20 protein-coding genes and 1 pseudogene are annotated in these 19840 nt (G+C 65.3%); 10 read left to right on the top strand and 11 right to left on the bottom strand.

The window, feature by feature from the left end; translation table 11 throughout:
- The first annotated feature begins 6 nt into the window (after positions 1 to 6).
- The 3 genes from LQ144_RS05355 (at position 7) to asd (ending at position 2255) form a co-directional block, all read left to right on the top strand.
- A complete protein-coding gene (locus LQ144_RS05355) occupies positions 7 to 654 on the top strand; it encodes a hypothetical protein (RefSeq protein ID WP_230117529.1) in 648 nt (215 codons plus the stop codon).
- Positions 647 to 1048 carry a hypothetical protein gene (locus LQ144_RS05350; protein ID WP_230117528.1) on the top strand — a complete coding sequence of 134 codons (402 nt, stop codon included), beginning with the start codon at positions 647 to 649 and terminating at the stop codon, positions 1046 to 1048. The genes LQ144_RS05355 and LQ144_RS05350 overlap by 8 nt, the downstream gene beginning before the upstream one ends.
- A 76-nt stretch (positions 1049 to 1124) precedes the next feature.
- Positions 1125 to 2255: an aspartate-semialdehyde dehydrogenase gene (asd, locus tag LQ144_RS05345; protein WP_230117527.1), complete on the top strand. Its 1131-nt coding sequence runs from the start codon at positions 1125 to 1127 to the stop codon at positions 2253 to 2255.
- Between the two features lie 815 nt (positions 2256 to 3070).
- Here the strand turns inward: asd and LQ144_RS05340 are convergent.
- Complete coding sequence (locus tag LQ144_RS05340; protein ID WP_230117526.1) at positions 3071 to 3667, bottom strand: recombinase family protein; 597 nt, start codon at positions 3665 to 3667, stop codon at positions 3071 to 3073.
- Between the two features lie 380 nt (positions 3668 to 4047).
- On the opposite strand from LQ144_RS05340, the gene LQ144_RS05335 reads away from it, so the two are divergent.
- From LQ144_RS05335 to LQ144_RS05315, 5 genes are all read left to right on the top strand, one after another.
- Positions 4048 to 5019 (top strand): helix-turn-helix transcriptional regulator, encoded by a 972-nt coding sequence (locus LQ144_RS05335; RefSeq protein ID WP_230117525.1) that lies wholly within the window; start codon positions 4048 to 4050, stop codon positions 5017 to 5019.
- Positions 5020 to 5150: 131 nt separating this feature from the next.
- The gene (locus tag LQ144_RS05330; protein WP_230117524.1) at positions 5151 to 5918 is read left to right on the top strand and encodes an SDR family NAD(P)-dependent oxidoreductase; all 768 of its coding nucleotides are present in this window, start codon (positions 5151 to 5153) and stop codon (positions 5916 to 5918) included.
- A gap of 25 nt (positions 5919 to 5943) precedes the next feature.
- Positions 5944 to 6924, top strand: coding sequence for an aldo/keto reductase (locus LQ144_RS05325; protein ID WP_230117523.1), 981 nt, complete (start codon positions 5944 to 5946; stop codon positions 6922 to 6924).
- A 291-nt stretch (positions 6925 to 7215) separates the two neighbouring features.
- Entirely contained in the window at positions 7216 to 7620 is a 405-nt protein-coding gene (locus tag LQ144_RS05320) for a VOC family protein (RefSeq protein WP_056630246.1), read from the top strand.
- Positions 7617 to 7898 (top strand): helix-turn-helix domain-containing protein, encoded by a 282-nt coding sequence (locus tag LQ144_RS05315; RefSeq protein WP_230117522.1) that lies wholly within the window; start codon positions 7617 to 7619, stop codon positions 7896 to 7898. Before LQ144_RS05320 ends, LQ144_RS05315 begins: the two co-directional genes overlap by 4 nt.
- Before the next feature lie 90 nt (positions 7899 to 7988).
- Here the strand turns inward: LQ144_RS05315 and LQ144_RS05310 are convergent.
- The 8 genes and pseudogenes from LQ144_RS05310 to LQ144_RS05275 form a co-directional block, all read right to left on the bottom strand.
- A pseudogene (locus LQ144_RS05310) lies at positions 7989 to 9031 on the bottom strand (IS110 family transposase); the annotation flags it as partial.
- An 826-nt stretch (positions 9032 to 9857) separates the two neighbouring features.
- The gene (locus tag LQ144_RS05305; protein ID WP_230117521.1) at positions 9858 to 10892 is read right to left on the bottom strand and encodes an AAA family ATPase; all 1035 of its coding nucleotides are present in this window, start codon (positions 10890 to 10892) and stop codon (positions 9858 to 9860) included.
- A gap of 278 nt (positions 10893 to 11170) precedes the next feature.
- Complete coding sequence (locus LQ144_RS05300) at positions 11171 to 11320, bottom strand: hypothetical protein (protein ID WP_230117520.1); 150 nt, start codon at positions 11318 to 11320, stop codon at positions 11171 to 11173.
- 246 nt (positions 11321 to 11566) lie between these two features.
- Positions 11567 to 12709: a winged helix DNA-binding domain-containing protein gene (locus LQ144_RS05295; protein ID WP_230117519.1), complete on the bottom strand. Its 1143-nt coding sequence runs from the start codon at positions 12707 to 12709 to the stop codon at positions 11567 to 11569.
- Between the two features lie 51 nt (positions 12710 to 12760).
- The gene (locus LQ144_RS05290) at positions 12761 to 13828 is read right to left on the bottom strand and encodes a UDP-N-acetylmuramate dehydrogenase (RefSeq protein ID WP_230117518.1); all 1068 of its coding nucleotides are present in this window, start codon (positions 13826 to 13828) and stop codon (positions 12761 to 12763) included.
- Positions 13829 to 13837: 9 nt separating this feature from the next.
- Positions 13838 to 15154, bottom strand: a complete 1317-nt coding sequence (locus tag LQ144_RS05285) for an MFS transporter (protein WP_230117517.1) — start codon at positions 15152 to 15154, stop codon at positions 13838 to 13840.
- A gap of 14 nt (positions 15155 to 15168) precedes the next feature.
- Positions 15169 to 15606, bottom strand: coding sequence for a MaoC family dehydratase (locus LQ144_RS05280; protein WP_230117516.1), 438 nt, complete (start codon positions 15604 to 15606; stop codon positions 15169 to 15171).
- 2 nt (positions 15607 to 15608) lie between these two features.
- Positions 15609 to 16070, bottom strand: a complete 462-nt coding sequence (locus tag LQ144_RS05275) for a MaoC family dehydratase N-terminal domain-containing protein (RefSeq protein WP_230117515.1) — start codon at positions 16068 to 16070, stop codon at positions 15609 to 15611.
- A 119-nt stretch (positions 16071 to 16189) separates the two neighbouring features.
- On the opposite strand from LQ144_RS05275, the gene LQ144_RS05270 reads away from it, so the two are divergent.
- A complete protein-coding gene (locus LQ144_RS05270; RefSeq protein ID WP_230117514.1) occupies positions 16190 to 16582 on the top strand; it encodes a metalloregulator ArsR/SmtB family transcription factor in 393 nt (130 codons plus the stop codon).
- A gap of 23 nt (positions 16583 to 16605) precedes the next feature.
- Complete coding sequence (locus LQ144_RS05265; protein WP_230117513.1) at positions 16606 to 18297, top strand: SulP family inorganic anion transporter; 1692 nt, start codon at positions 16606 to 16608, stop codon at positions 18295 to 18297.
- Here LQ144_RS05265 and LQ144_RS05260 read toward each other — a convergent pair.
- Positions 18285 to 18509, bottom strand: a complete 225-nt coding sequence (locus LQ144_RS05260; protein ID WP_230117545.1) for a DUF3188 domain-containing protein — start codon at positions 18507 to 18509, stop codon at positions 18285 to 18287. The genes LQ144_RS05265 and LQ144_RS05260 overlap by 13 nt on opposite strands.
- A gap of 197 nt (positions 18510 to 18706) precedes the next feature.
- A complete protein-coding gene (locus LQ144_RS05255; RefSeq protein WP_230117512.1) occupies positions 18707 to 19570 on the bottom strand; it encodes a CoA ester lyase in 864 nt (287 codons plus the stop codon).
- Positions 19571 to 19840 lie beyond the last annotated feature (270 nt).

Below are 19840 nucleotides of genomic sequence, written 5' to 3'. Positions count from 1 at the left end.
ACGAATATGAGTGTTCAGGACGAAACCCAGCAGGAGCCCAGGCTCGGCATCGACGTCATCGGGTTCGGCGTGGGCGAGTTTGCCTACCTGCTCAACGTGTTTGAGGGGCCGGCCAGGGACCGTTCCGTCAGCGTTTTCCGCGCCGAGGAGGTCGTGGATGATGTGACGCTGTCCACGGCCGGGGCTTCCTCGCTGATGGCGCGGGATCTGGCCTCGGTGGATGAGGACGGTGACCTGGGAGTGACCGGCGTCGCGGCGGCTGTGGCTACCGCCCTCGGCAAGGCGACCACGTGGACCGAGATCTCGCTTCTGACCGGCGATGCCATGGACAACGTGGTGCTGCTGGAGGCACCCGGGGTGGCGCTGATGCTTCAGCCCCGGCTGCTGGGGACCTGGTTCGTTTTCGCCCAGGATCCCGTCATTACTTCCGCAGAGGCGACGCTTCGTGTCGTCCGCCGGCATGTCGAGCAGAACGACGGCGGTTCCGCCTACCTCGTTTTCAAGACGCTCGACGCCGAACGGCACCTGCTGATCCGGCGTGAAGGTGAGACCTGGACTACCGGCATCCCGGACTTCGACAAGGACGAGGTCGCCGAATCCCCGGGCCTGGACGACGCCGGGCTTCTGGCAGCGATTGAAGATGCCCGTGGCTAGGCGAAGTGAGGGAGTACCCCAGGAACCGGGCTACGTGCCGTCCAGCCCATCAGACGGCCAGCTGATCTACCGCAGGGCGGAGAATGGCGAGATGGTGGGCTACACGCCAGCCGAATACGGTGTTCGCAAAGACGACGGCGGCGGCTTGGTCAAGCCCGTGAACAGCTCCGGCGGCCTGCTCTTCCTCGCCATCCTCCTCACTGCCTGCCTGGGAGGCCTCATTTACGGCGTCGTCCAGATCGCCATCCAGGGTTCGTGGCACATTCTTGGCGAAATATGGTGGGTCTTTCCCGCCTGCCTCTTTCCCTTCACTTTCGCTTGGGCCAGCTATTTCAAGGAGCGACGGGCAGAGAAGCTTCGCAAGGCCCGCAATCTTGCCCGGCCGGTTGCGTAACGTCGCCATTCCGATCGCGGGCAGGGAGTGACGTAACCGACTGCGCCGTGCCGGTTCCGAAGTCTAAACTGAACGAATGACTACAGCAGCTACTCCGTCCGTTGGACTTGTCGGTTGGCGTGGCATGGTCGGTTCCGTCCTGATGCAGCGCATGCAGGATGAGGGCGACTTCGCCACCATCAACCCGGTGTTTTTTTCCACCTCGAACGCGGGAGGTGCCGCCCCCTCCTTCGCTGAAGGGGCAGGCAAGCTCGAGGACGCGTTCGACGTCGAGACGCTGGCCAAGCTGCCGATTATCGTCACCGCCCAGGGCGGGGACTACACCAAGCAGGTCCACGGCGAGCTGCGCAGCCGCGGCTGGGATGGCCTGTGGATCGACGCCGCGTCCACCCTGCGCATGAACGACGACTCGATCATCGTGCTGGACCCCATCAACCGCGACGTCATCGACAAGGGCCTCGTCAACGGCACCAAGGACTTCATCGGCGGCAACTGCACCGTGTCCTGCATGCTCATGGGCCTTGGCGGACTGTTCAAGAACGGCCTCGTCGAGTGGGGCACGTCCATGACCTACCAGGCGGCGTCCGGCGGCGGCGCCCGGCACATGCGCGAACTGCTCAGCCAGTTTGGCACGCTCAATGCCGAGGTCAGCACGGAACTTAACGACCCAGCGTCGGCCATTCTGGACATCGACCGCAAGGTGCTTGCCCACCAGCGCACAGGCGTCGACGCCACACAGTTCGGTGTGCCGCTGGCTGGGTCCCTGATCCCCTGGATTGACGCGGACCTGGGCAACGGCCAGTCCAAGGAAGAGTGGAAGGCCGGGGTGGAGACCAACAAGATCCTCGGTACCTCCGACGAGAACCACGTCATTATGGACGGACTGTGCATCCGGATCGGCGCCATGCGCTCCCACTCACAGGCGCTCACGCTCAAGCTGCGCGAAGACCTGTCCGTCGCCGAGATCGAGAAGCTGCTTGACGAGGACAACGAGTGGGCCAAGGTTGTGCCCAACAGCAAGGAAGCCTCGATGGCTGAGCTCACTCCGGTGGCAGCCTCGGGCACGTTGGACATTCCCGTGGGTCGCATCCGCAAGCTCGAGATGGGGCCGCAGTACATCAGCGCCTTCACCGTGGGCGACCAGCTTCTCTGGGGTGCGGCTGAGCCCCTGCGGCGCATGCTGAACATCGCCACCGGGACTCTTTAGCCACCCCCTCAGGCGGCCCTGCCCCGCACGAACGGACCCGCTCAGGGACCGCTCATGCGGTGCGGGGCCGCCTTTGTGTGTCGGCCCTTGCCAGGGTGGCGAGCACCCGACGCCTCGGCTCGGCGGGTGCGTCCAGGTGCTGCCACTCATCCCGAACGAATCTCAATGATGTTGTCAACGGACTCCTGCGGGTCGGTTAGGGGCGGCCCCCTCTCGCTCGGCGTTCCCGAGTAGGGCTCGCGAGACTTCTTTTCGCTCATGGTTGTGTTCCTTCCAGGTGGGGCGGCGGCGGCCTGGCTGACCGGCCAGCTTCCCTCCTCCCCCGATGCTTCTATGTCTGTCAAGCGGGTGGGAACGGGTGCGGGGGCGGCTTAGGTGACCGGCCAGCTTCCCCTCTCCCCCAGTTGTTTTGGCTGCTGGCGAAGCTTGCGGAGCTGTGCCCGACGGAGGCCTGTCTACCCTTGGGCAAGGGCCGGGAAATTCCGGAGGAAGTCAGCGACGCAGGAGCGCCGGAGGGAAATTCCCGGCATGCAGGCCCCGGAGTTCACGGAGGGGCTAGACGGGCCGGAGCGGGTACGTACAATCCCTTGGGACAGCAGCCAAAACAAGAAAAATGCTTTTACAGCCCGAGCGAAGCGAGGACCGTCACACAGCGCCCAGCGCTGTGCACCGCGGAAGTTCGCCGGGCGCTCTCAATGGGGCAGAGGAAAGACACCAGCGTTATAAAAGGGCACTGCGTTTCAAGACATCACCGCTCCCACTCCCGCAACGGAGTCGGGTGCCAATGCGGCGCGATATGGCCGATTTTTGTGGTGCTAAATGGCACCCTGCTGGTCGGCAAGGGCTCGTGACCGCCTGTAGAAAGTTGCTCGGGACATTCTCAAGTCCCTGGCAACCTGCGCCGCGGGCTCTCCAACTTTGACCAATCGGACAGCATTCCGAATCTGGCTATCAGTGATCCGGCGGGGCCGGCCACCCAGGCCGAGGCCAGCCTCGCGACGCTTGTTGATGGAATCCGTCACGCGTTCGCGATTGATCTCATGTTCCATCTGCGCGAGGGCGGCCATGATCGTGAACAACATTGAGCCCATCGGTGTTGCAGTGTCGACGTCGCCTCCGCCCAGGTTCAGCACACGTAGACCGGCGCCTCTGCCGCGGAGTTCATCGGCGAGGGCGAGCATGTTTTGGGTGGATCGGCCGAGCCGGTCCAACGTCGTGACGACGAGGGTGTCACCTTCCATAAGCGCGTCCAGTGCTCGGTCGAACTGTGGTCGCGATGCGCGTGCTCCGGGGACTCCATGGTCGATGTACAGGTCATCGTGTCGAACGCCGGCGGCCAGGAGATCCGTCCGCTGCCGGTCTGTGGACTGCTGCCGTGTCGAAACGCGTGCGTACCCAATAAGTTTCGACATGCCTGCCTCCGAGTGTGTCTCGTAACTAATGATTAGTATGCCGATTCGAGCAGAGGGTTTCGAGACATAGTTATGAGAACGGCCTGGTGCTGGGAAAGCCACGTGATTGCACAGGAACTAGAACCATACGGACGGCGGTGTTTCCCCTTGGACAAGACGCCTCGTATCTCAAGGGTTACGAGACTGCCCGCCCCTTCATCGAAGGCTTTCAGGACCACACGCCGCACCTCAACAACGGCCTAAAACGGTCGCCATACATGATCAGCTGAACCGAGTAGCAGAAACAGTTCTACGGTTCCCACCTGTCGGACGTCCTGACGCCACTGGGGGTGTCTAACAGACACTGCCACTGCCGGGTCACGGTGCGTAGCGTGGGGGATGTGGACAGAGGAGAAGACATCCGTGAGTTCCTGATCTCGCGCCGCGCGAAGATCAGCCCGGAGCGGGCGGGTGTCCCCAGCTACGGGGAACTGCGCCGGGTGCCGGGCCTGCGGCGAGAGGAAGTGGCGCAGCTTGCCGGCGTGAGCACCGACTACTACACCCGGCTGGAACGCGGCAGCCTCCGCGGTGTCTCCGACTCGGTCCTTGAGGCCGTGGCTTCGGCCCTTCAGCTGGATGAGGCCGAGCGGGCCCATCTGATGGACCTGGCCCGGACCGCCAATACACCGGCACGCCGGACGCCCGGGAAGCCATCCCAGCAGCGGGTCCGCCCCGGGGTGCTACGCCTGCTGGACGGGATGAGCGGGGCAGCCGCGCTGGTGCAGAACGGCCGCTCGGACGTGCTCGCAGCCAACCTGCTGGGCAGGGCGCTGTATGCGGATGTGTTCAACTCCGAGGTGTCCTTCGGCCACGACCTTCCGGGCAGGCCGCCGAACCAGGCACGCTATCTCTTCCTCGATCCACGCGCCGGGGACCTGTACCCGGACTGGAACGCGGTGGCCGGCACCACGGTAGCCATGCTGCGCCTGGAAGCTGGCCGGAACCCGCACGACCGGGTATTGAACGAACTGATTGGGGAGCTCACTACCCGCAGCGGCCTGTTCGCCGCGCTCTGGGCGGGGCATGACGTAAGGATCCACACCACGGGAACCAAGCGCTTCCATCACGCGGTTGCCGGGGACCTGTCCCTGCAGTTCGAGACGCTGCACCTGCCCGGCGACGAAGGCCAGACCCTGTTCACCTTCACCGCCGAGCCCGGCTCGGGCTCTGCAAGCGCGCTGGCGTTCCTCGCCAGCTGGGCGGCGGGGCCGTCCACCACCAAGGACGCAGAAGACGAAACGGCCATAACTGCCGGTTCCCAGGCGCAGCCCCTCCAACCAGACGCGGGGAAGACAGAACAACGACATAACTGACACGACCCCGCCTTTACAGCAGTAGCAACCACTTAACGAGCAATTCGGGCAACCCGCTAACAGTCTCCGTTGAACGGACTTTGCTGACGGCTGCCCAAATTCAGCCAAAACCCTATGAAAGAGAACAACCAATGACAGAAAAACTCATCGGAACTGTTGCCCTGGTAACCGGGGCCAGCAGCGGCATCGGTGACGCCGCCGCCCGTGCCCTCGCCGAGCAGGGGGCGTCCGTCGCCGTCGTCGCCCGACGCAAGGACCGCCTCGACACACTCGTGGCCGAGATCGAGGCTGCCGGCGGCACCGCCTACGCCGTTCCTGCTGACATCACCGACCGAACCCAGGCTGAACAGGCCGTAGCAGAGGTTGTAAACCAATTCGGCCGCCTGGACATTCTCATCAACAACGCCGGGCTCATGCTCCTCGGACCGGTCGTCGATCAGGAGGTCGACGAGTGGGAACGGATGATCGCAGTCAACCAGAGCGGTCTGCTCTACATGACGAAGGCGGCACTCCCGCACCTGCTGGCTGCAGCGAACGACGAACTGCGCGGCGTCGCGGACATCGTCAACATCTCCTCGATCGCCGGACGGCAGGCGTGGGCGAACTTCGCCGCGTACAACATGACGAAGTTCGGCGTGAACGGCTTCACAGAAGCGCTCCGCCAGGAGATCACGAAGAAGCACGTCCGGGTCGGCGTACTCGAGCCCGGCGCAGTCGAAACAGAACTGATCTCACACAACAACGACACCATCAAAGGCGACCTCGCCGTCTCCGACGCCGAGAACATCCCCGAGAAGCTGCAGCCGGAGGATATCGCCGAGAGCATCGCGTACATGGTGACCCGTCACCGCCGATCCTCCATCGCTGAGCTGTGGGCCATGCCCACGTCCCAAGCCTGAGAACCCTACCGAAGGAGAACACAGCATGAAAAACGCACGTCTCGGGGACCTGGAAGTCTCCCGCATCGGCCTCGGCGCCATGACCATGGCCGGCACCTACACCAGCGAGGGCGCCCTGGATAACAGCGAATCGATCCGCACGATCCACCGTGCACTCGAGCTCGGAGTCACCCACATCGACACAGCGGAGATCTACGGGCCGTTCCTGAGCGAGGAAATCGTGGGCCAGGCCATCAAGGGACGCCGTGACGAAGTGAAGATCGCCACCAAGTTCGGCCTTGTCTCCCATTCCGGTGGCGGCGCCGGTGTTACGGACAGCAGCGCAGCGAACATCCGCACGGTTGTCGAGGGATCCCTGAAGCGACTGGGCACCGACTATATCGACCTCTACTACCAGCACCGGGTCGACCGGAACACGCCCATCGAAGAGACCGCCGGGGCCGTCGCGGACCTGATCACCGAGGGTAAGGTACTGCACTTCGGCCTGTCCGAGGCCTCCCCGGACACAATCCGCCGGGCACACACCGTGCAGCCCGTCTCGGCCCTGCAAACTGAGTACTCCCTGTGGACCCGCGACGTCGAAGACGAAATTCTGCCGCTGCTGCGTGAACTGGGCATCGGCTTCGTCCCCTACTCGCCGCTCGGGCATGGTCTGCTCACCGGGCAGATCCGGACGGTGGAGGATTTCGCCGATGATGACTGGCGCAAAACCAACCCGCGCTTCACGGGGGAAAACTTCGTCCGGAACCTGCGCATCGTCGACGAAGTCCAGAGCATCGGCGCGGAGATTGGCGCCACCCCAGCCCAGACAGCCCTCGCCTGGCTGCTGACCCGTGGGAACGACATCGCCCCGATCCCCGGCACCCGCCGCGTATCCCGTGTGGAGGAAAACACCGCAGCCGATTCCGTCGAGCTCACCGCAGACCAGCTCGAGCGCCTGAACTCACTCCAGCCCGCAGCAGGGGCGCGGCACGACGACGCCAATATGGTCTCGATCGACCGCTGATCCCTGGCGGTGGTGTCCCGCCAAAAAGGTCCCAGTTCCAAGAAATCAACGACAATCAATGCTCGTCCAATGAGACGCCTCGAATCCCTAGGGTTTCGAGACAATTTTCAGCTGGCCCATGGGAGCGCGACAAATAGCGCCGCCAAAGCGCCGCCATTTACCGCTGGACGTCACAGCTCGAAACGTGAACGAGATCCCGCGTACCTCTGAACGTGTTCCTCACGCCTGCAAGTTGCGGACCGCGCTCCCGAGATCTTGACGTCATACTTGCATTTTGCAAGTATGAGCAGCATGAGCCTTTTCATCACCTGCCCGGTCGAGAGCGTCGAGCGCGCGACCGCCTTCTACACCGCCCTGGGCTGGACCCTCAACCCAGAAATGTCCGATCACAACGTGTCATGCTTCGCGATCGCCCCCGAGCAGTACGTCATGCTCGGCAGCCGCGAGATGTATGCGAGCGTCGGCGGCGCCGAGGAGCTGGTCGGCGGCCCCGATACGCCCTCCAAGGTCACGGTCTCGTTCGACCTCGGCAGCCGTCAGGCGGTCGATGAGCTCGTCGAGCGCGCCGGTGCCGCCGGCGGGCGGATCGGTGATATCGACGACTACCCCTTCATGTACCAGCGCCAGTTCGACGACCCTGACGGCTACCACTACTCGCCGTTTTGGATGAAACCGGACGCCGATCCGACCGAGTGAGCGACCTCGCTGCGGCCCTCGATATCGTGGGAGCACGGTGGGCCTTGCTCATCGTGGAGCGGCTGCTCGACGGGCCGCAGCGCTACGGCGATCTGCAGCGCGACCTCGGAGTGCCGACGAACATTCTCGCGACCCGCCTGCGCGAGCTCGAAGCAGCCGGGGTACTGTCCCGTCTGCCCCTCCGGCACAACACCCGGGCCTACGTGCTGACCGACCGCGGGCTTGCCTTGCGTGAGGCGATCATCGCGCTAGGACGCTGGGGCGGCGATGGGGGCTAGGCGTGGCGCGGAATCGCGATACGCTCCGACGAGTTGGCTGGGCTCTGCCCCTGCAACATTTGGGCGGGCTGGATCCATAGAGGCGTAAAGGGTGTTGAGCTGACGGTAGAGGGTTCGGGCTAGGTAGCGCTTGAGGGATCTTCGGATTTCGCGGTAGCCGCGGCCTTCTTGGGTGCGTTTGTCGACGTATTCCCGCGTTCCGGGATGGTGAACCATCCGGGTCATCGTGATGGTGTGCAAGGCTCGGTTGAGGCGCCTATCACCGCCCCGGTTGAGCCGGTGACGGACAGTGTTACCGCTTGAGGCCGGCAAGGGATTCACCCCTGCCAGTGACGCGAAAGCAGCTTCGCTGCGAACCCTTCCTGGATGCGACCAAGCCGTCAGGACGGCAGCGACTGAAACGGCGCCGGCGCCCACCATCTCCAACAGCGGCGCTGCGGGGCTTTGCTGAATCAGCCCTGTCATGCGCTTCTGGTTCGCGGCCAGCTGAGTGGTCACTTCAAGAACGCGACGCGCCAACCGAACTGCTTCCTCGCGCGCGATCGCCAGTTCCATCTGCTCCTGCCGTTCCCGCCATCTGGTGATCGTGGCGATCTGGGCGGGGACCAGCGGTTTACGGGCGTCGATTCCAAGGTCATGGGCCCGGAGAGGGCGATGAGTGCATTGACGTTCATTGTTCGTTCCCGCGTCAGCTGATCCCGTGCCGTACTCAGGATCCTGAGACAGGCACGGGTTCCTTCATCCCGTCGCGGAACCCGGAGTTGGGACTCCTCCAAGCCAAGGACAGCGGTACCGATGGCGGTGGCGTCCAACGGGTCCGATTTGCCCAGCCCCCGACGGCCTCGGGCGTTCATCGGTGGAGCTTCGGCGACGTCGTAACCGGCGTCCGCTACTGCCTTGGCCAGACGGGCCCCATATGAGCCGATACCCTCAACAGCCCAAAGACACCCCATATCGCCGTCTGTCCTTCGGCCTACCCAGGCGAGTGCGCGGGAAATCCCTGCCAGGGTGGTCGGGAACTGCTCGCACGCGACCTGTCGCTTAGTGCTGGCCTCCATGATGGCGTAAGTGTGGGTGCGGGCGTGGCAGTCCACGCCGATGACGAACGGGCGGGTCTGCGAAACGATAGGCAACGCACTACCCTCCTTCCTTTCGAACGGGCAAGAATGGCCGCAGCACGACCGGCACTGACCTGGGAAGAGTCACCTCGAGGCAAAACTGTGATGAGCCACAACTTCAGGGGCTGGGCAAGCTTCTAATCAAGCCACCGACGTGGGACAGGTCAGCGCCGGCCGCTCCACCCAGCGTGGACAAATCGGGGGAAACGCACCCTCGAGGGGCAATTGTTTTTTCGAGTCACGCACCAGGCAGAACGACCGGCATCAACACTGCCAGCTAGTCCCAGACCAGCCATGTAAAGACTCACAGTTTGTTTTTTTGCCTGCTGGCGGAGCAACGCGTAGCTGTGCCCGACGGAGCCCGGGCACCCGAAGGGCAAGCAGAGGATGGATTGTGGGAGGAAATAAGCGCAGCGCCGACACAATCCATCCGGTGTGCAGCCGTCCGCAGGACGGTTGAGCCGGTGAAGCGAGCACGTACGATCCGCCGGACAGCAGCAAAAAACAGAAAAAGCGCTACTACAGCCCGAGCGCAGCGAGGCCCTTTTGTGCAGTCTTCAAAAGAGGTGAGGCCAACCCCATAGTGAACTGCTCCCTGAAGTGAACTGAAAATTCAGTTCTAACTTACGGGGAGCAGTTTCATGTTAAGGGCAGTTCGTTGTCTGAGGAGCAGCGCGAAGCCGCGGTGGCGCTGTTTGCGACCGTTGGGGGTCCAGGGCCGTAGCGAGCAAGCTTGGGGTGGGTAGGAAAGCTGTCCTAGGGTTACACGTCAGTGGAATAGTTGTGCTTTTCCCGCTCGGGTTCGGGACGGGCCTTCGCCTGACAGCCGCCGCAGATCCGGTCAGACCAGCCAGTGCCACCAGCGTGACTGCTCCGGTTCCGGGGTCGGTTCCGGCTCCGGCTCCTCGCCCAAGGCCAGCGCGGCCTCGACGATGTCGTCCGCGGTGAGCGTCATAACGGCCTCACGATCGAGCGCGTCGAGACTTTGTTCCTCGTCGAGCGACAGCCGCAGCGCCTGGCGGTTGAGCGCCTGCTCGAACAGCGTGCGGGCGAACCGTGCGTTGCCGGAGTCCTCACCCGCGTGGAGCCCGGTGAGGATGCGGCGCAGGATCTGGTCCGTACCCGGCTCCAGCGTGTACTCGTGCTGGGCCAGCATCTGGTGGAAGATCGTCTGAAGTGCGTCGACGGAGTAGTCGGGGAACGTGATCTCGCGGGCGAACCGGGAGCGCAGTCCGGGGTTCGAGAGCAAGAAGGACTCCATCAGCCGCGGGTACCCGGCCACGATCACGACCAGGCGGTGGCGGTGGTCCTCCATCCGCTTGAGTAGGACCTCGATCGCCTCGGGACCGAAGTCCATCCGGCCGTCCTCCGGGGCCAGCGCGTAGGCCTCGTCGATGAACAGGACGCCGTCCAGCGCACGCCGGATCACCCGGTCCGTCTTGATGGCGGTCGCGCCGACATACTGCCCCACCAGGCCCGAACGGTCAACCTCGACCAGGTGGCCTTTCTGCAGCAGACCGACCGCGCGGTACATCTCGGCTAGGAGCCGCGCCACAGTGGTTTTGCCCGTGCCCGGATTTCCGAGGAACACCAGATGCTGTGATGTGGCCACCTCCGGCAGGCCGTGCGCCTTACGGCGGGCCTGGACCTGGAGCAGTGCGACGAGCGCCCGCACCTGTTCCTTCACGGTCTCCAGTCCGACCAGCGCGTCGAGCTCGGCCTGCACCTCGGACAGCGGCCGGGCCGGGCCGGGCCTCGCACCGATGAGATCGCCGACCAGGTCGTCAACGCGCTCCGAACCGTGCAGCCTGAGCTGATCGGTCAGATGGCCGATGGTTTCGCGCAGGTCGTCGAGCGGATTGCGGCTGGCAGCCATGCATCCACTGTAGTACTCGATTCCCGACCGGGGTGGGGTTGGCCTCACCAGCATCAACTCCCTTTTGGTCGTAGTATTCACGCGGGCACGTACGATCCGCAGGACAGCAGCAAAAAACAGAAAAACGCTTCTACAGCCCGAGCGCAGCGAGGCCCTTTTAGTCAGTGTTTAAACGAGGCCCTTTTAGTCAGTGAGGTGAGGCCGGCCCCTTAGGGGGCTGGCCTCACCTTTTCCCTCAGCAAAAGGAAATCTGTGGTGCAGCGTCGTCGCTGCGGAGGTTACTGGTCCAGCGGGGATTTTTCCCAGGAGATATCCACGACAGAACCCGTCTGGGGCATGGTCAGCATGGAGACTTCCAGCATGTCCTGGGCGTGGGTGGCATCAGCGGGTGCGGCGTCGTCGTCCGTAAGGATGAAGTCGTGGCTCATGGTGCTGCTCCCTGGCGTGAGTGGTCTCCGTTGCACTCTCACTGTAGCCCGGCGGCAGGCCCTTGCCCTTTGTGGGTGCTGCGCCCGCGTCAGCGTTATCGGCGGCCGGAGGAGCGAGCGGGGGAGGCCGCTACCGCGCCGGGGCGCACAACCGTTGCTGCCCCGGGCCGCCGGTCATGCGGGCGGAGGCCGATCGTGCGGGAGGAGACGGGGCGGGACGGCTGCTGCGGCAGCACCCGCGAGGCCTCAGGACGCGAGAAACCTCTCATACCGCGAGGCGGACCTGGTGAACCCTGCCAAGGTCGCCGGGCCCAGGGGCTTGGAGTCATCGAACGGCACCGGAACGAACGAGGCACTGCGCCCGGTTCCATGCCTCGCCCACGTTCCGACCACCTCGCCGCCAGCCACGATCGCCTTCTTGAACACTCCGTTGCCGCCCGGGACGATTTTCTGGGCATGCTCCGGCGGCAGCACCAGGCTCCGGTCCGTGTACCCGAGGACAAATTCGTCGAACCCCGGCAGGGCAAGGACAGTGCGCTGGCCGGGCACGACGTCGTCGAGCAGCGCGGCTGTCTCGGGTGAGAGCCAGTAGCTTGTTCCGCCAAACTCCAGTTCCACGAGCTCTCCACTGACGGCAGGAAGCGCGGCCCGGACCTCTGTCAGGGGAATGCTGGACCACCAGGCAAAGTCCCGCACCGTCGCAGGCCCGTGGCTGCGCAGGTACCTCAGCAGCAGCTCGGCAATGCCCTCTTCGCGGCCGAGGTCTCGCGAGGAGGAGATCCAGTCGTCGAACGCCACGAACTTCTGCTGGTTCCGGTCCAGCGGCCCGGGCACCAGCGACGCGCTCTGACACAGCAGACCCAACAGGTGGATGCCACGCTGCCCAGTGGGAGGCTGGCCTGCGGCGTCGAAGGCCGCGAACAGCTCCCCGCGCGTGGCGCCTTGCACTCCAGAAACGTCCCGCCCTCCGGAAACCCCGCGCCCTCCGGAGACAAGGTCCAGTGCGACCTTCCGGCAGACGTCAACGTCGCTGCCGGTGATCTCCAGCTGTCGGTGCCGGCTCGACATGCCCTGGACCAGCCGTGCCGTGGTGATGTTCAGGATCCAGCGCAGATCCTCCGGGGCCAGCAGGTGGAGGGTGCCGCGCATGGGCCACGACCGCACAACGGTTCCCGCGTCCAGGGCGGCCCGCACGTCGCTGAGCGCCGCGCCCGGAACCCGCAGGCCCACGGCCCACAGCGCGGCCTGAAGGTCCTGGGCCTGCATCGCCGTCATCCGGCGGACAGCCTCCGGAACGCCGGCGAACCCCTCCCCCAGCAGCCCTTGCGAGGCCAGCCGCAGCCGGCCGAGAATCTTTGCCGTAACCCGTGTCCGCGCCACCGATGCCATGGGCCCATCCTAGGACGGCCGGCACGTCAGGTCAGCGCAGCAACCACGGCTTTAGAGCTCCACGCCAATCAGCAGCGGCTCCGGGTGAAGTTCAATGCCGAAACGCCCGACGACGCCGGCCCGCACCTCCCGCGCGATCGCCACCATGTCGGCGGCGCTGGCAGAGCCCCGGTTGGTGATGGCCAGGGTGTGTTTGGTGGACAGCGAGGCCCTGCCACCGGAAACGCTTCCGGCCTCCAGCCCGAAGCCCTTGCCGAACCCGGCCTGGTCGATCAGCCACGCCGCGGAAAGTTTCACCAGGCCGTCCGATCCGGCCGGATACTGCGGCGCATTCTCCGGAAGCCCTGCCGCCACCTCTGCGGAGACGATGGGGTTGGTGAAGAAGGAGCCGGTGGAGTACGTGTCTCGGTCTGCCGGGTCGAGGACCATGCCCTTGGAGGCACGCAGCCGGAGGACTTCACGGCGGACGTCGTTGGAGTAGGCCCGCTGGCCCTGCTCGACGCCGAGGACCCGGGCCAGCTCGGCGTAGCGGACGGGGGCGCTCATCCGGCCCAGCGGCAGCTGGAACTCGACCGTGAGCACCACGTAGCGCGGGGAGCCGTTAACAGTGGTCTGCTTGAGGATGGAGTCCCGGTAACCGAACTTGAGCTCGGAGCTGGTGAATGTCTGCACGGCGTTGCGTTCCCGGTCCCAGGTGCGGACAGCGGCGATGGTCTGTGAAACATCGGATCCGTACGCTCCCACGTTCTGCACCGGGGTGGCGCCGGTGGCTCCGGGGATTCCGGCGAGCGCCTCAATCCCGGACCACGCGTGCAGCACCGCATGCTCTACCAGGGCATCCCAGTTGTGGCCGGCCTGGACCACCACGGCAACGCCGCCGCACGAGTCCTCCGCGGTGACGGTGAACCCCTCGGAGGCGATCCTCACGACGGTTCCGGGGAACCCGTCGTCGGAAATCAGCAGGTTGGATCCGCCGCCGATGATCAGCAGGGGCTCCCCGGCGGCGTCGGCAGTCCGCACCGCGTCAATGATCTCCGCTTCCGTGCGGGCCTCGATATAGTTGCCGGCGGGGCCGCCGACGGCAGCCGTGGTCAGATCGGAAAGCATGGTGGGAGTCACCCGTCCAGCTTAACTTGGATTGCCGCCCCGCCCGTTATTGTGCCTGCGCCCGCTTGGGCCAGGCTCCTTCCGCGCCACCGGTGACAGCAGGAAACTCACCACCAGCACAGCCATGACAGCAAGCAGGGAGTGCAGGATCCCGACGTGCTCGGCCAGAAGGCCCAGCAGCGGCGGCCCGCACAGGAAAGCTCCATAGCCGATGGTGGAGACCACGGACACCCGGGCAGCTGCCTTGGCAGGGTCGTCGGCGGCGGCGGACATTCCCACCGGGAAACCGAGCGACGCACCAAGCCCCCACACGGCCAGGGCGGTGTAGGCCAGCCACGGAACTGGCGCGAAAACGAACAGTGCCAGTCCCGCGACGGCGAGCGCCGAGCACCAGCGCATCACGGGAACCCGGCCGAACCGGTCCAGCACCACGGTTCCGGCGAACCGGCCCACCGTCATGAACGTGACAAAAATGCCGTAGCCCGCCGCACCGGCAGCGTCCGACTGGTGGTGGCCGTCGGCAAGCGCCAGCGCCACCCAGTCCCCCGCCGCGCCTTCGGCCAACGCCAGGCCGAGCACCATGACGCCCAGCAGCAGTGTCCGCTTATCGCGCCAGGCCTGGGCGATCTTGCGCTTGTTGTCCAGTGGGGCCTCGCTTGTCTCGGCTCCCTGGCGGATGACGGGGATCGGGCCCGTGATGGGGTCTTCGAAGGTGTCCTGCCGGTACGTGGAGTCCCGTCCAATCGGGGTGACGTCCGCGAGAAACCAGCGGGCCGCCGTCGTCACCGAACCGGCAACTACCAGGCCCGCGGCGGCGAGGTGCCAGAACACCGGCACGCCCGTTCCGGCCGCCCAGGCCCCAAGGCCTGCGCCGGTCACGGTTCCGAGGCTGAATGCGCCGTGCAGGCGCGGCATGATGTGCCGTCCCACGGCGCGTTCCACCGCGGCGCCTTCCACATTGGAGGCCGTGTTCCAGCTCGCCGTGCCCAGCCCGATGACGGCCAGTCCGGCGGCAACCGCCAGCGGACTAGCCAGCACCGACGTTCCGAATCCGGCCAGAACAAGTCCGATGCCCACCATGATGCTGCCGGTCCGGATGGTCCGTTTGGACCCGAGCCGCAGCACGATCAGTCCCGAGGCCGACACCGACAGAAAGGAGCCGGCCGTCATGCAGAGCAGCAGCAGCCCGATGGTCCCCGGAGTTAGGTCCAGGCCGTCCCGTATGGCAGGCAGCCGGGAGACCCAGGAGGCAAAGGCAATGCCGCTGGCGGCGTAGGCCACCACCACCGCATTTCGCCAGTGGGTGACCTCCGGCGCCTGGACGGCTGTGGAACTCAAGAACGCATCACGTTTCAGGACACCCTGACCAGAGCCTGCGCCTTCATGAGGACTTTCTGCCCGTCAAAGACCACGGCGAGGTCCACGCGTGCGGTGCGCGCCTCGGCGTCGAGCGCGCCGACGGTTCCGCTGACCTCGATCACCGCTCCGGCGTCGGCGGTCCCGGTGGTGTCGGTGACCAGCACCGGTTTGGTAAAGCGGGTCTGGTAATCGACGACGGCGGCCGGGTCACCTGCCCAGTCGGTCACCAGCTGCACCGCAGCGCCCATGGTGAACATGCCGTGCGCGATGACGCCGGGAAGCTCCACGCCCGTGGCGAAGGCCTCGTTCCAGTGGATGGGATTGAAATCCCCCGAGGCGCCCGCGTACTTGACCAGATCCTGCCGGGTGACGCCGATGCTGCGGGTGCCGATGTCCTGGCCGACGCTCAGTTCTTCGAAGGTGGGGTTCATGGTTACTGTCCCTCTCCGCGGACCAGGATGGATGACTTGGTGGTGGACACAGGCTCCCGCCCGTCCGCGTCGGTGAGTGCAAAAATCTCCGCGCGGGTGGTGATCATGGCACCGCCGCCCATGGCACGGACACCGTCGACGTGCAGCTCAGCCACTAGTCGGTCACCTGCGAAAATGGGGCGGTGGTGGGTGAACCGCTGGTCGGCATGGACCACGCGGGAGAAGTCGATGCCGGCCTCCGGATCCTCGATCAGCTGGGCGTCGGCACGCTGTGCGATGATGATGGCAAAAGTTGGCGGAGCCACGAGATCGCGGTGGCCCAGGGCCTGCGCGGCGTCGAGGTTAAAATGGGCGGGATGCGTGGCCTTGACTGCGCGGGCAAACTCCCGGATTTTCTCGCGGCCGACGTCGTACACCTCTGCGGCAGGGTAGCTCCGACCCTGCAGATCCGGATTGATAGTCATGCCCTCAAGCCTATCGTTTCCCCCTCCACAGCCGGCTGTTACCCGCCGGGTGATATGATGAATTCATCATTCCATCAATTCGGGCCACGGGCCGGTCTGAACAGGAACGGCAGGTCACGATGATTTCCGCAGCCCAGGCACCCTTGTACGAAATCAAGGCGAACCTCTTCAAGGCGCTTGCGCATCCGGCGCGGATCCGGATCCTCGAGCTGCTGGCGGCCGCCCCGGACACCGCCGCCCCGGTGAGCTTCCTCCTGTCCGAAACAGGCCTGGAAGCCTCGCATCTGTCCCAGCACCTGGCAACACTGCGCCGGCACAAGGTGGTCACGTCCGTCCGCTCAGCGAACGTGGTGACGTACCGCATCGCGCACCCCAAGATCGCCGAGCTCCTGGCCATTGCCCGGGCATTCCTGCTGGACACACTGGCGGATTCGAACGAGCAGCTCCGGCTTGCGCAGGATTTGCCCAGCACGCACCTGCCCAGCGGATACCCCGCCGGCCCCTCGGCATGAGCGCCGGCTCGGAAACGGCAGGCATGGAACGGCCAGACAAGGCGCAGCTGCGGACGCCCGGGCTGAAATCGGCGCTCTGGAAGTTTCTTCCGTCTGGGCGCGACTATGACGGTCTGCGCTCCTCCTGGCGGACGGATCTTCTTGCCGGCATCACCGTAGGCATCGTGGCCCTTCCGCTGGCTCTAGCCTTTGGCGTCAGTTCAGGCGTGGGTGCCGAGGCAGGACTGATTACGGCCGTGGTGGCGGGCTTGGTGGCGGCAATCATGGGCGGATCCAATGTGCAGGTGTCCGGCCCCACTGGCGCCATGGTGGTGGTCTTGGCCCCTGTGGTGGCCGCCCACGGGCCCGGCAGCGTCGCACTCGTGACTCTGCTGGCCGGTTTGATGGTCTGTGCACTGGGGATCAGCGGCCTGGGGCGGGCCGTTGCGTTCATCCCCTGGCCCGTGGTGGAGGGCTTTACGCTGGGCATCGCAGCCATCATTTTCCTCCAGCAGGTGCCGCTGGCCACCGGCACAGCAGGGCTTCCCGGACACAACACGCTTCTGGCAGCAGTCGAGGCAGCCGCGGGAGCCAGGTCACCGATGGTCCTCCAGACTTTGGCAGTGGTCGCAGCCGTGGCCACCGTTATGCTGGTGGCATCCAAGCTTCACAAGTCCCTTCCCGCAAGCCTGATCGCAGTGCTGCTGGTGACTGTAGCGGCGGAACTGCTACGCCTGGACATCCCCCGCATCGGGACCCTCCCCCATTCCCTGCCGGCGCCCCGCCTGCCGTCTCTTGAACTGGGCGCCCTCAGCGGGCTGCTGATGCCTGCCGTAGCCATCGCCTCGCTGGCGGCGATCGAGTCCCTGCTGTCAGCACGCGTCGCGTCCGGCATGACCGGACCGGACAGCAGGCCGGGCGGCCCCTACAGCCCGGACCGCGAACTCACCGGGCAGGGGCTGGCTTCCATCGCGGCCGGGCTGTTCGGCGGCATGCCGGCCACCGGCGCCATCGCCAGGACGGCCGTCAACGTTCGCTCCGGCGCCAGAACCCGGGTGTCGGCCATCGTCCATGCCTTGGTGCTGCTTGCCATCATCTACCTCGCGGCAAGGCTGGTGGGCAGAATTCCGCTGGCGGTGCTGGGCGGGATTCTGATGGTGACAGCCACACGGATGGTCTCAACCCGCACTGTCAACGCCATCCTTCGATCCACCCGCGCGGACGCCGCCGTCTTTGTCCTGACGGCGGTCATCACGGTGGCCTTTGACCTGATTGTTGCCATCCAGATCGGGCTGGCGGCCGCTGCACTGCTGACGCTGCGGAAGTTTGCTTCGCTCAGCGGGGTACGGCGCGAGCAGATTGCAGAGAAGCCGGTCGAGGGCGACGACCACATTGCCATCTTTAGGCTCGAAGGCGCGATGTTCTTCGGCGCGGCTGAACGCATCCTGCAGGAGATCAGCCAAGTGAAGGACATCCAGGTGGCGGTCATCCGCCTGTCTCAGGTGCGGCTGCTGGACGCCACGGGAGCCCACGCACTGGTGGAGGTCATCGCTGCCCTGGAGCTGCGCGGCATCACCGTGCTACTGAAGGGCGTACGGCCGGAGCACCTGGCGCTGGTCACGAACGTGGGTGTCATCCGGTCCCTGCGCCACCATAAGCACCTCTTCACCGACCTGCCGGCGGCGATAGAGCACGCGCGCAGCCATGTCCGAAGGAACGCAGGCTACCTCTTGTAGCTCTTCCTGACGTGCTGGCCGCGGATCACCAGCGCCACGACGTGCAGGAGCAGGCCCACGCCGATCACTGGCAGCGACGCGACCATTAGGCCCTGATTGTGGGCGGCGTTGCCGGCAATGTTGAGAACTATTCCGGCGGCGATCAGGCCCATCGCGCTGAAAACCAGAATCTTGTAGGATGTGGGCGCAACGGCCCAGAATTCGTTCAGCACCATGACAGTCTACTAGTCCGTGCCCCCAATCAGTGGGCGAAAAGACCTTGGCATGACCGAGGCAGTGTTTGCCACCGTCCGCACAGCCGGAGACCGGGGCGGGTGCCGGCGAAAGCCGCCGGAGGCCCCTCCCAAAAGACCCCGTGCACCAGATAGCGGGTATCGGTCACGGGGTCTCCTGGAAATGCTGGCGCGGGCTACAGCGCCGGCTGCACGCCGAAGGCTACCGCGAGCTTCATGATCTTTTCGGCACGGCCCAGGCGCGGCAGGTCGGACCCGTCGCGGATCACGCGGCCGTTGGCTTCGAAGTCGGCCATGAAGTCCGTGGCCCAGGCGACGTCCGACGGCGTGGGGCTGATGACCTCGTTGATGACGCTGGTCTGGTCGATGGCGAGGCAGAGCTTTCCGGTCATGCCCATCATCACGGTGATGCCGGTCTGCTCGCGCAGGATCGGGTGGTTGGTGCCGACCGTCGGGCCGTCGATGGGCCCGGGCAGGTTGCCGACGCGGCTGGCCACCACGAGCTTGGCGCGCGGGTAGGCCATGGCTTCGGGGGTGGCGGCCATGCCGGTGTCACGGCGGAAGTCGCCGGAGCCGAAGGCGAGGCGGAACGCGCCCTGGGCCTTGGCGATGTGGTTGGCTTCCTCGATGCCGAGCGCGCTCTCCACAAGCGGGATCACGGGCGTCTTGCCGTCCATCCGGTGGAAGCTTTCCGTGACCTGGTCCGCCGATTCAGTCTTGGCCAGCATGACGCCCAGGAGACCCGGGGTGCCGCGAAGGCCCGCGAGGTCATCCGCCCAGAACGGGCTGGTGGCGTCGTTGATCCGGACCCAGGCCTGGCCGCCGCCGGTCAGCCAGTTCACCACGTTGTCGCGGGCTGCATCCTTTTGCGAGGGGTCCACCGCATCTTCGATGTCCAGAATGATGGAATCCGCACGGGACACGGCCGACTGGTCGAAGAGTTCAGTTTTCATTGCATTGACCAGCAGCCACGAACGGGCGATTTCGGCAGGGATGTTGCGTTCGTGCCGGGTGATCTCGGCGGTGGAAGAAGACGTCATGCTTCTACCGTATCCGGCCCGCGCCCGGTAAGGCGAAGATGACCGGTCCCCGGCGGCGACCAATACGACCAAAAGCGGAAGTCTATTGTCCCGCGGGCAACTCCGCATGCCGGCCGTCACAGGGTTTCACCTGACGAAACCGGGCGCCTCATGACCTTTCGTTTCGCCGTATTTCCGCGGATTTCCAAGGGTTTCCCGCCGTGAACCGGGCACTTTCGTGCGGCGCGGAAGTGCGCTTACATCGATCCATCGGCCGCTGCGGCGGGCAGG

Origin of the sequence: Arthrobacter sp. Bi83 (assembly GCF_918698095.1) — a bacterium.
In the GTDB taxonomy this organism is placed as follows: domain Bacteria; phylum Actinomycetota; class Actinomycetes; order Actinomycetales; family Micrococcaceae; genus Arthrobacter.
The sequence above is the reverse complement of the archived record's forward strand: the minus strand, read 5'-3'. Positions and strand labels throughout refer to the sequence as shown.

Coding starts and splice junctions, on each gene's coding strand:
- LQ144_RS05300 (WP_230117520.1), bottom strand. CDS start 11,320: ATGAGCCACGACTTCATCCTTACGGACGACGACGCCGCACCCGCTGAT.
- LQ144_RS05325 (WP_230117523.1), top strand. CDS start 5,944: ATGAAAAACGCACGTCTCGGGGACCTGGAAGTCTCCCGCATCGGCCTC.
- LQ144_RS05355 (WP_230117529.1), top strand. CDS start 7: ATGAGTGTTCAGGACGAAACCCAGCAGGAGCCCAGGCTCGGCATCGAC.
- LQ144_RS05275 (WP_230117515.1), bottom strand. CDS start 16,070: ATGACTATCAATCCGGATCTGCAGGGTCGGAGCTACCCTGCCGCAGAG.
- LQ144_RS05305 (WP_230117521.1), bottom strand. CDS start 10,892: ATGGCTGCCAGCCGCAATCCGCTCGACGACCTGCGCGAAACCATCGGC.
- LQ144_RS05295 (WP_230117519.1), bottom strand. CDS start 12,709: ATGGCATCGGTGGCGCGGACACGGGTTACGGCAAAGATTCTCGGCCGG.
- LQ144_RS05330 (WP_230117524.1), top strand. CDS start 5,151: ATGACAGAAAAACTCATCGGAACTGTTGCCCTGGTAACCGGGGCCAGC.
- LQ144_RS05280 (WP_230117516.1), bottom strand. CDS start 15,606: ATGAACCCCACCTTCGAAGAACTGAGCGTCGGCCAGGACATCGGCACC.
- LQ144_RS05340 (WP_230117526.1), bottom strand. CDS start 3,667: ATGTCGAAACTTATTGGGTACGCACGCGTTTCGACACGGCAGCAGTCC.
- LQ144_RS05265 (WP_230117513.1), top strand. CDS start 16,606: ATGGAACGGCCAGACAAGGCGCAGCTGCGGACGCCCGGGCTGAAATCG.
- LQ144_RS05255 (WP_230117512.1), bottom strand. CDS start 19,570: ATGACGTCTTCTTCCACCGCCGAGATCACCCGGCACGAACGCAACATC.
- LQ144_RS05270 (WP_230117514.1), top strand. CDS start 16,190: ATGATTTCCGCAGCCCAGGCACCCTTGTACGAAATCAAGGCGAACCTC.
- asd (WP_230117527.1), top strand. CDS start 1,125: ATGACTACAGCAGCTACTCCGTCCGTTGGACTTGTCGGTTGGCGTGGC.
- LQ144_RS05320 (WP_056630246.1), top strand. CDS start 7,216: ATGAGCCTTTTCATCACCTGCCCGGTCGAGAGCGTCGAGCGCGCGACC.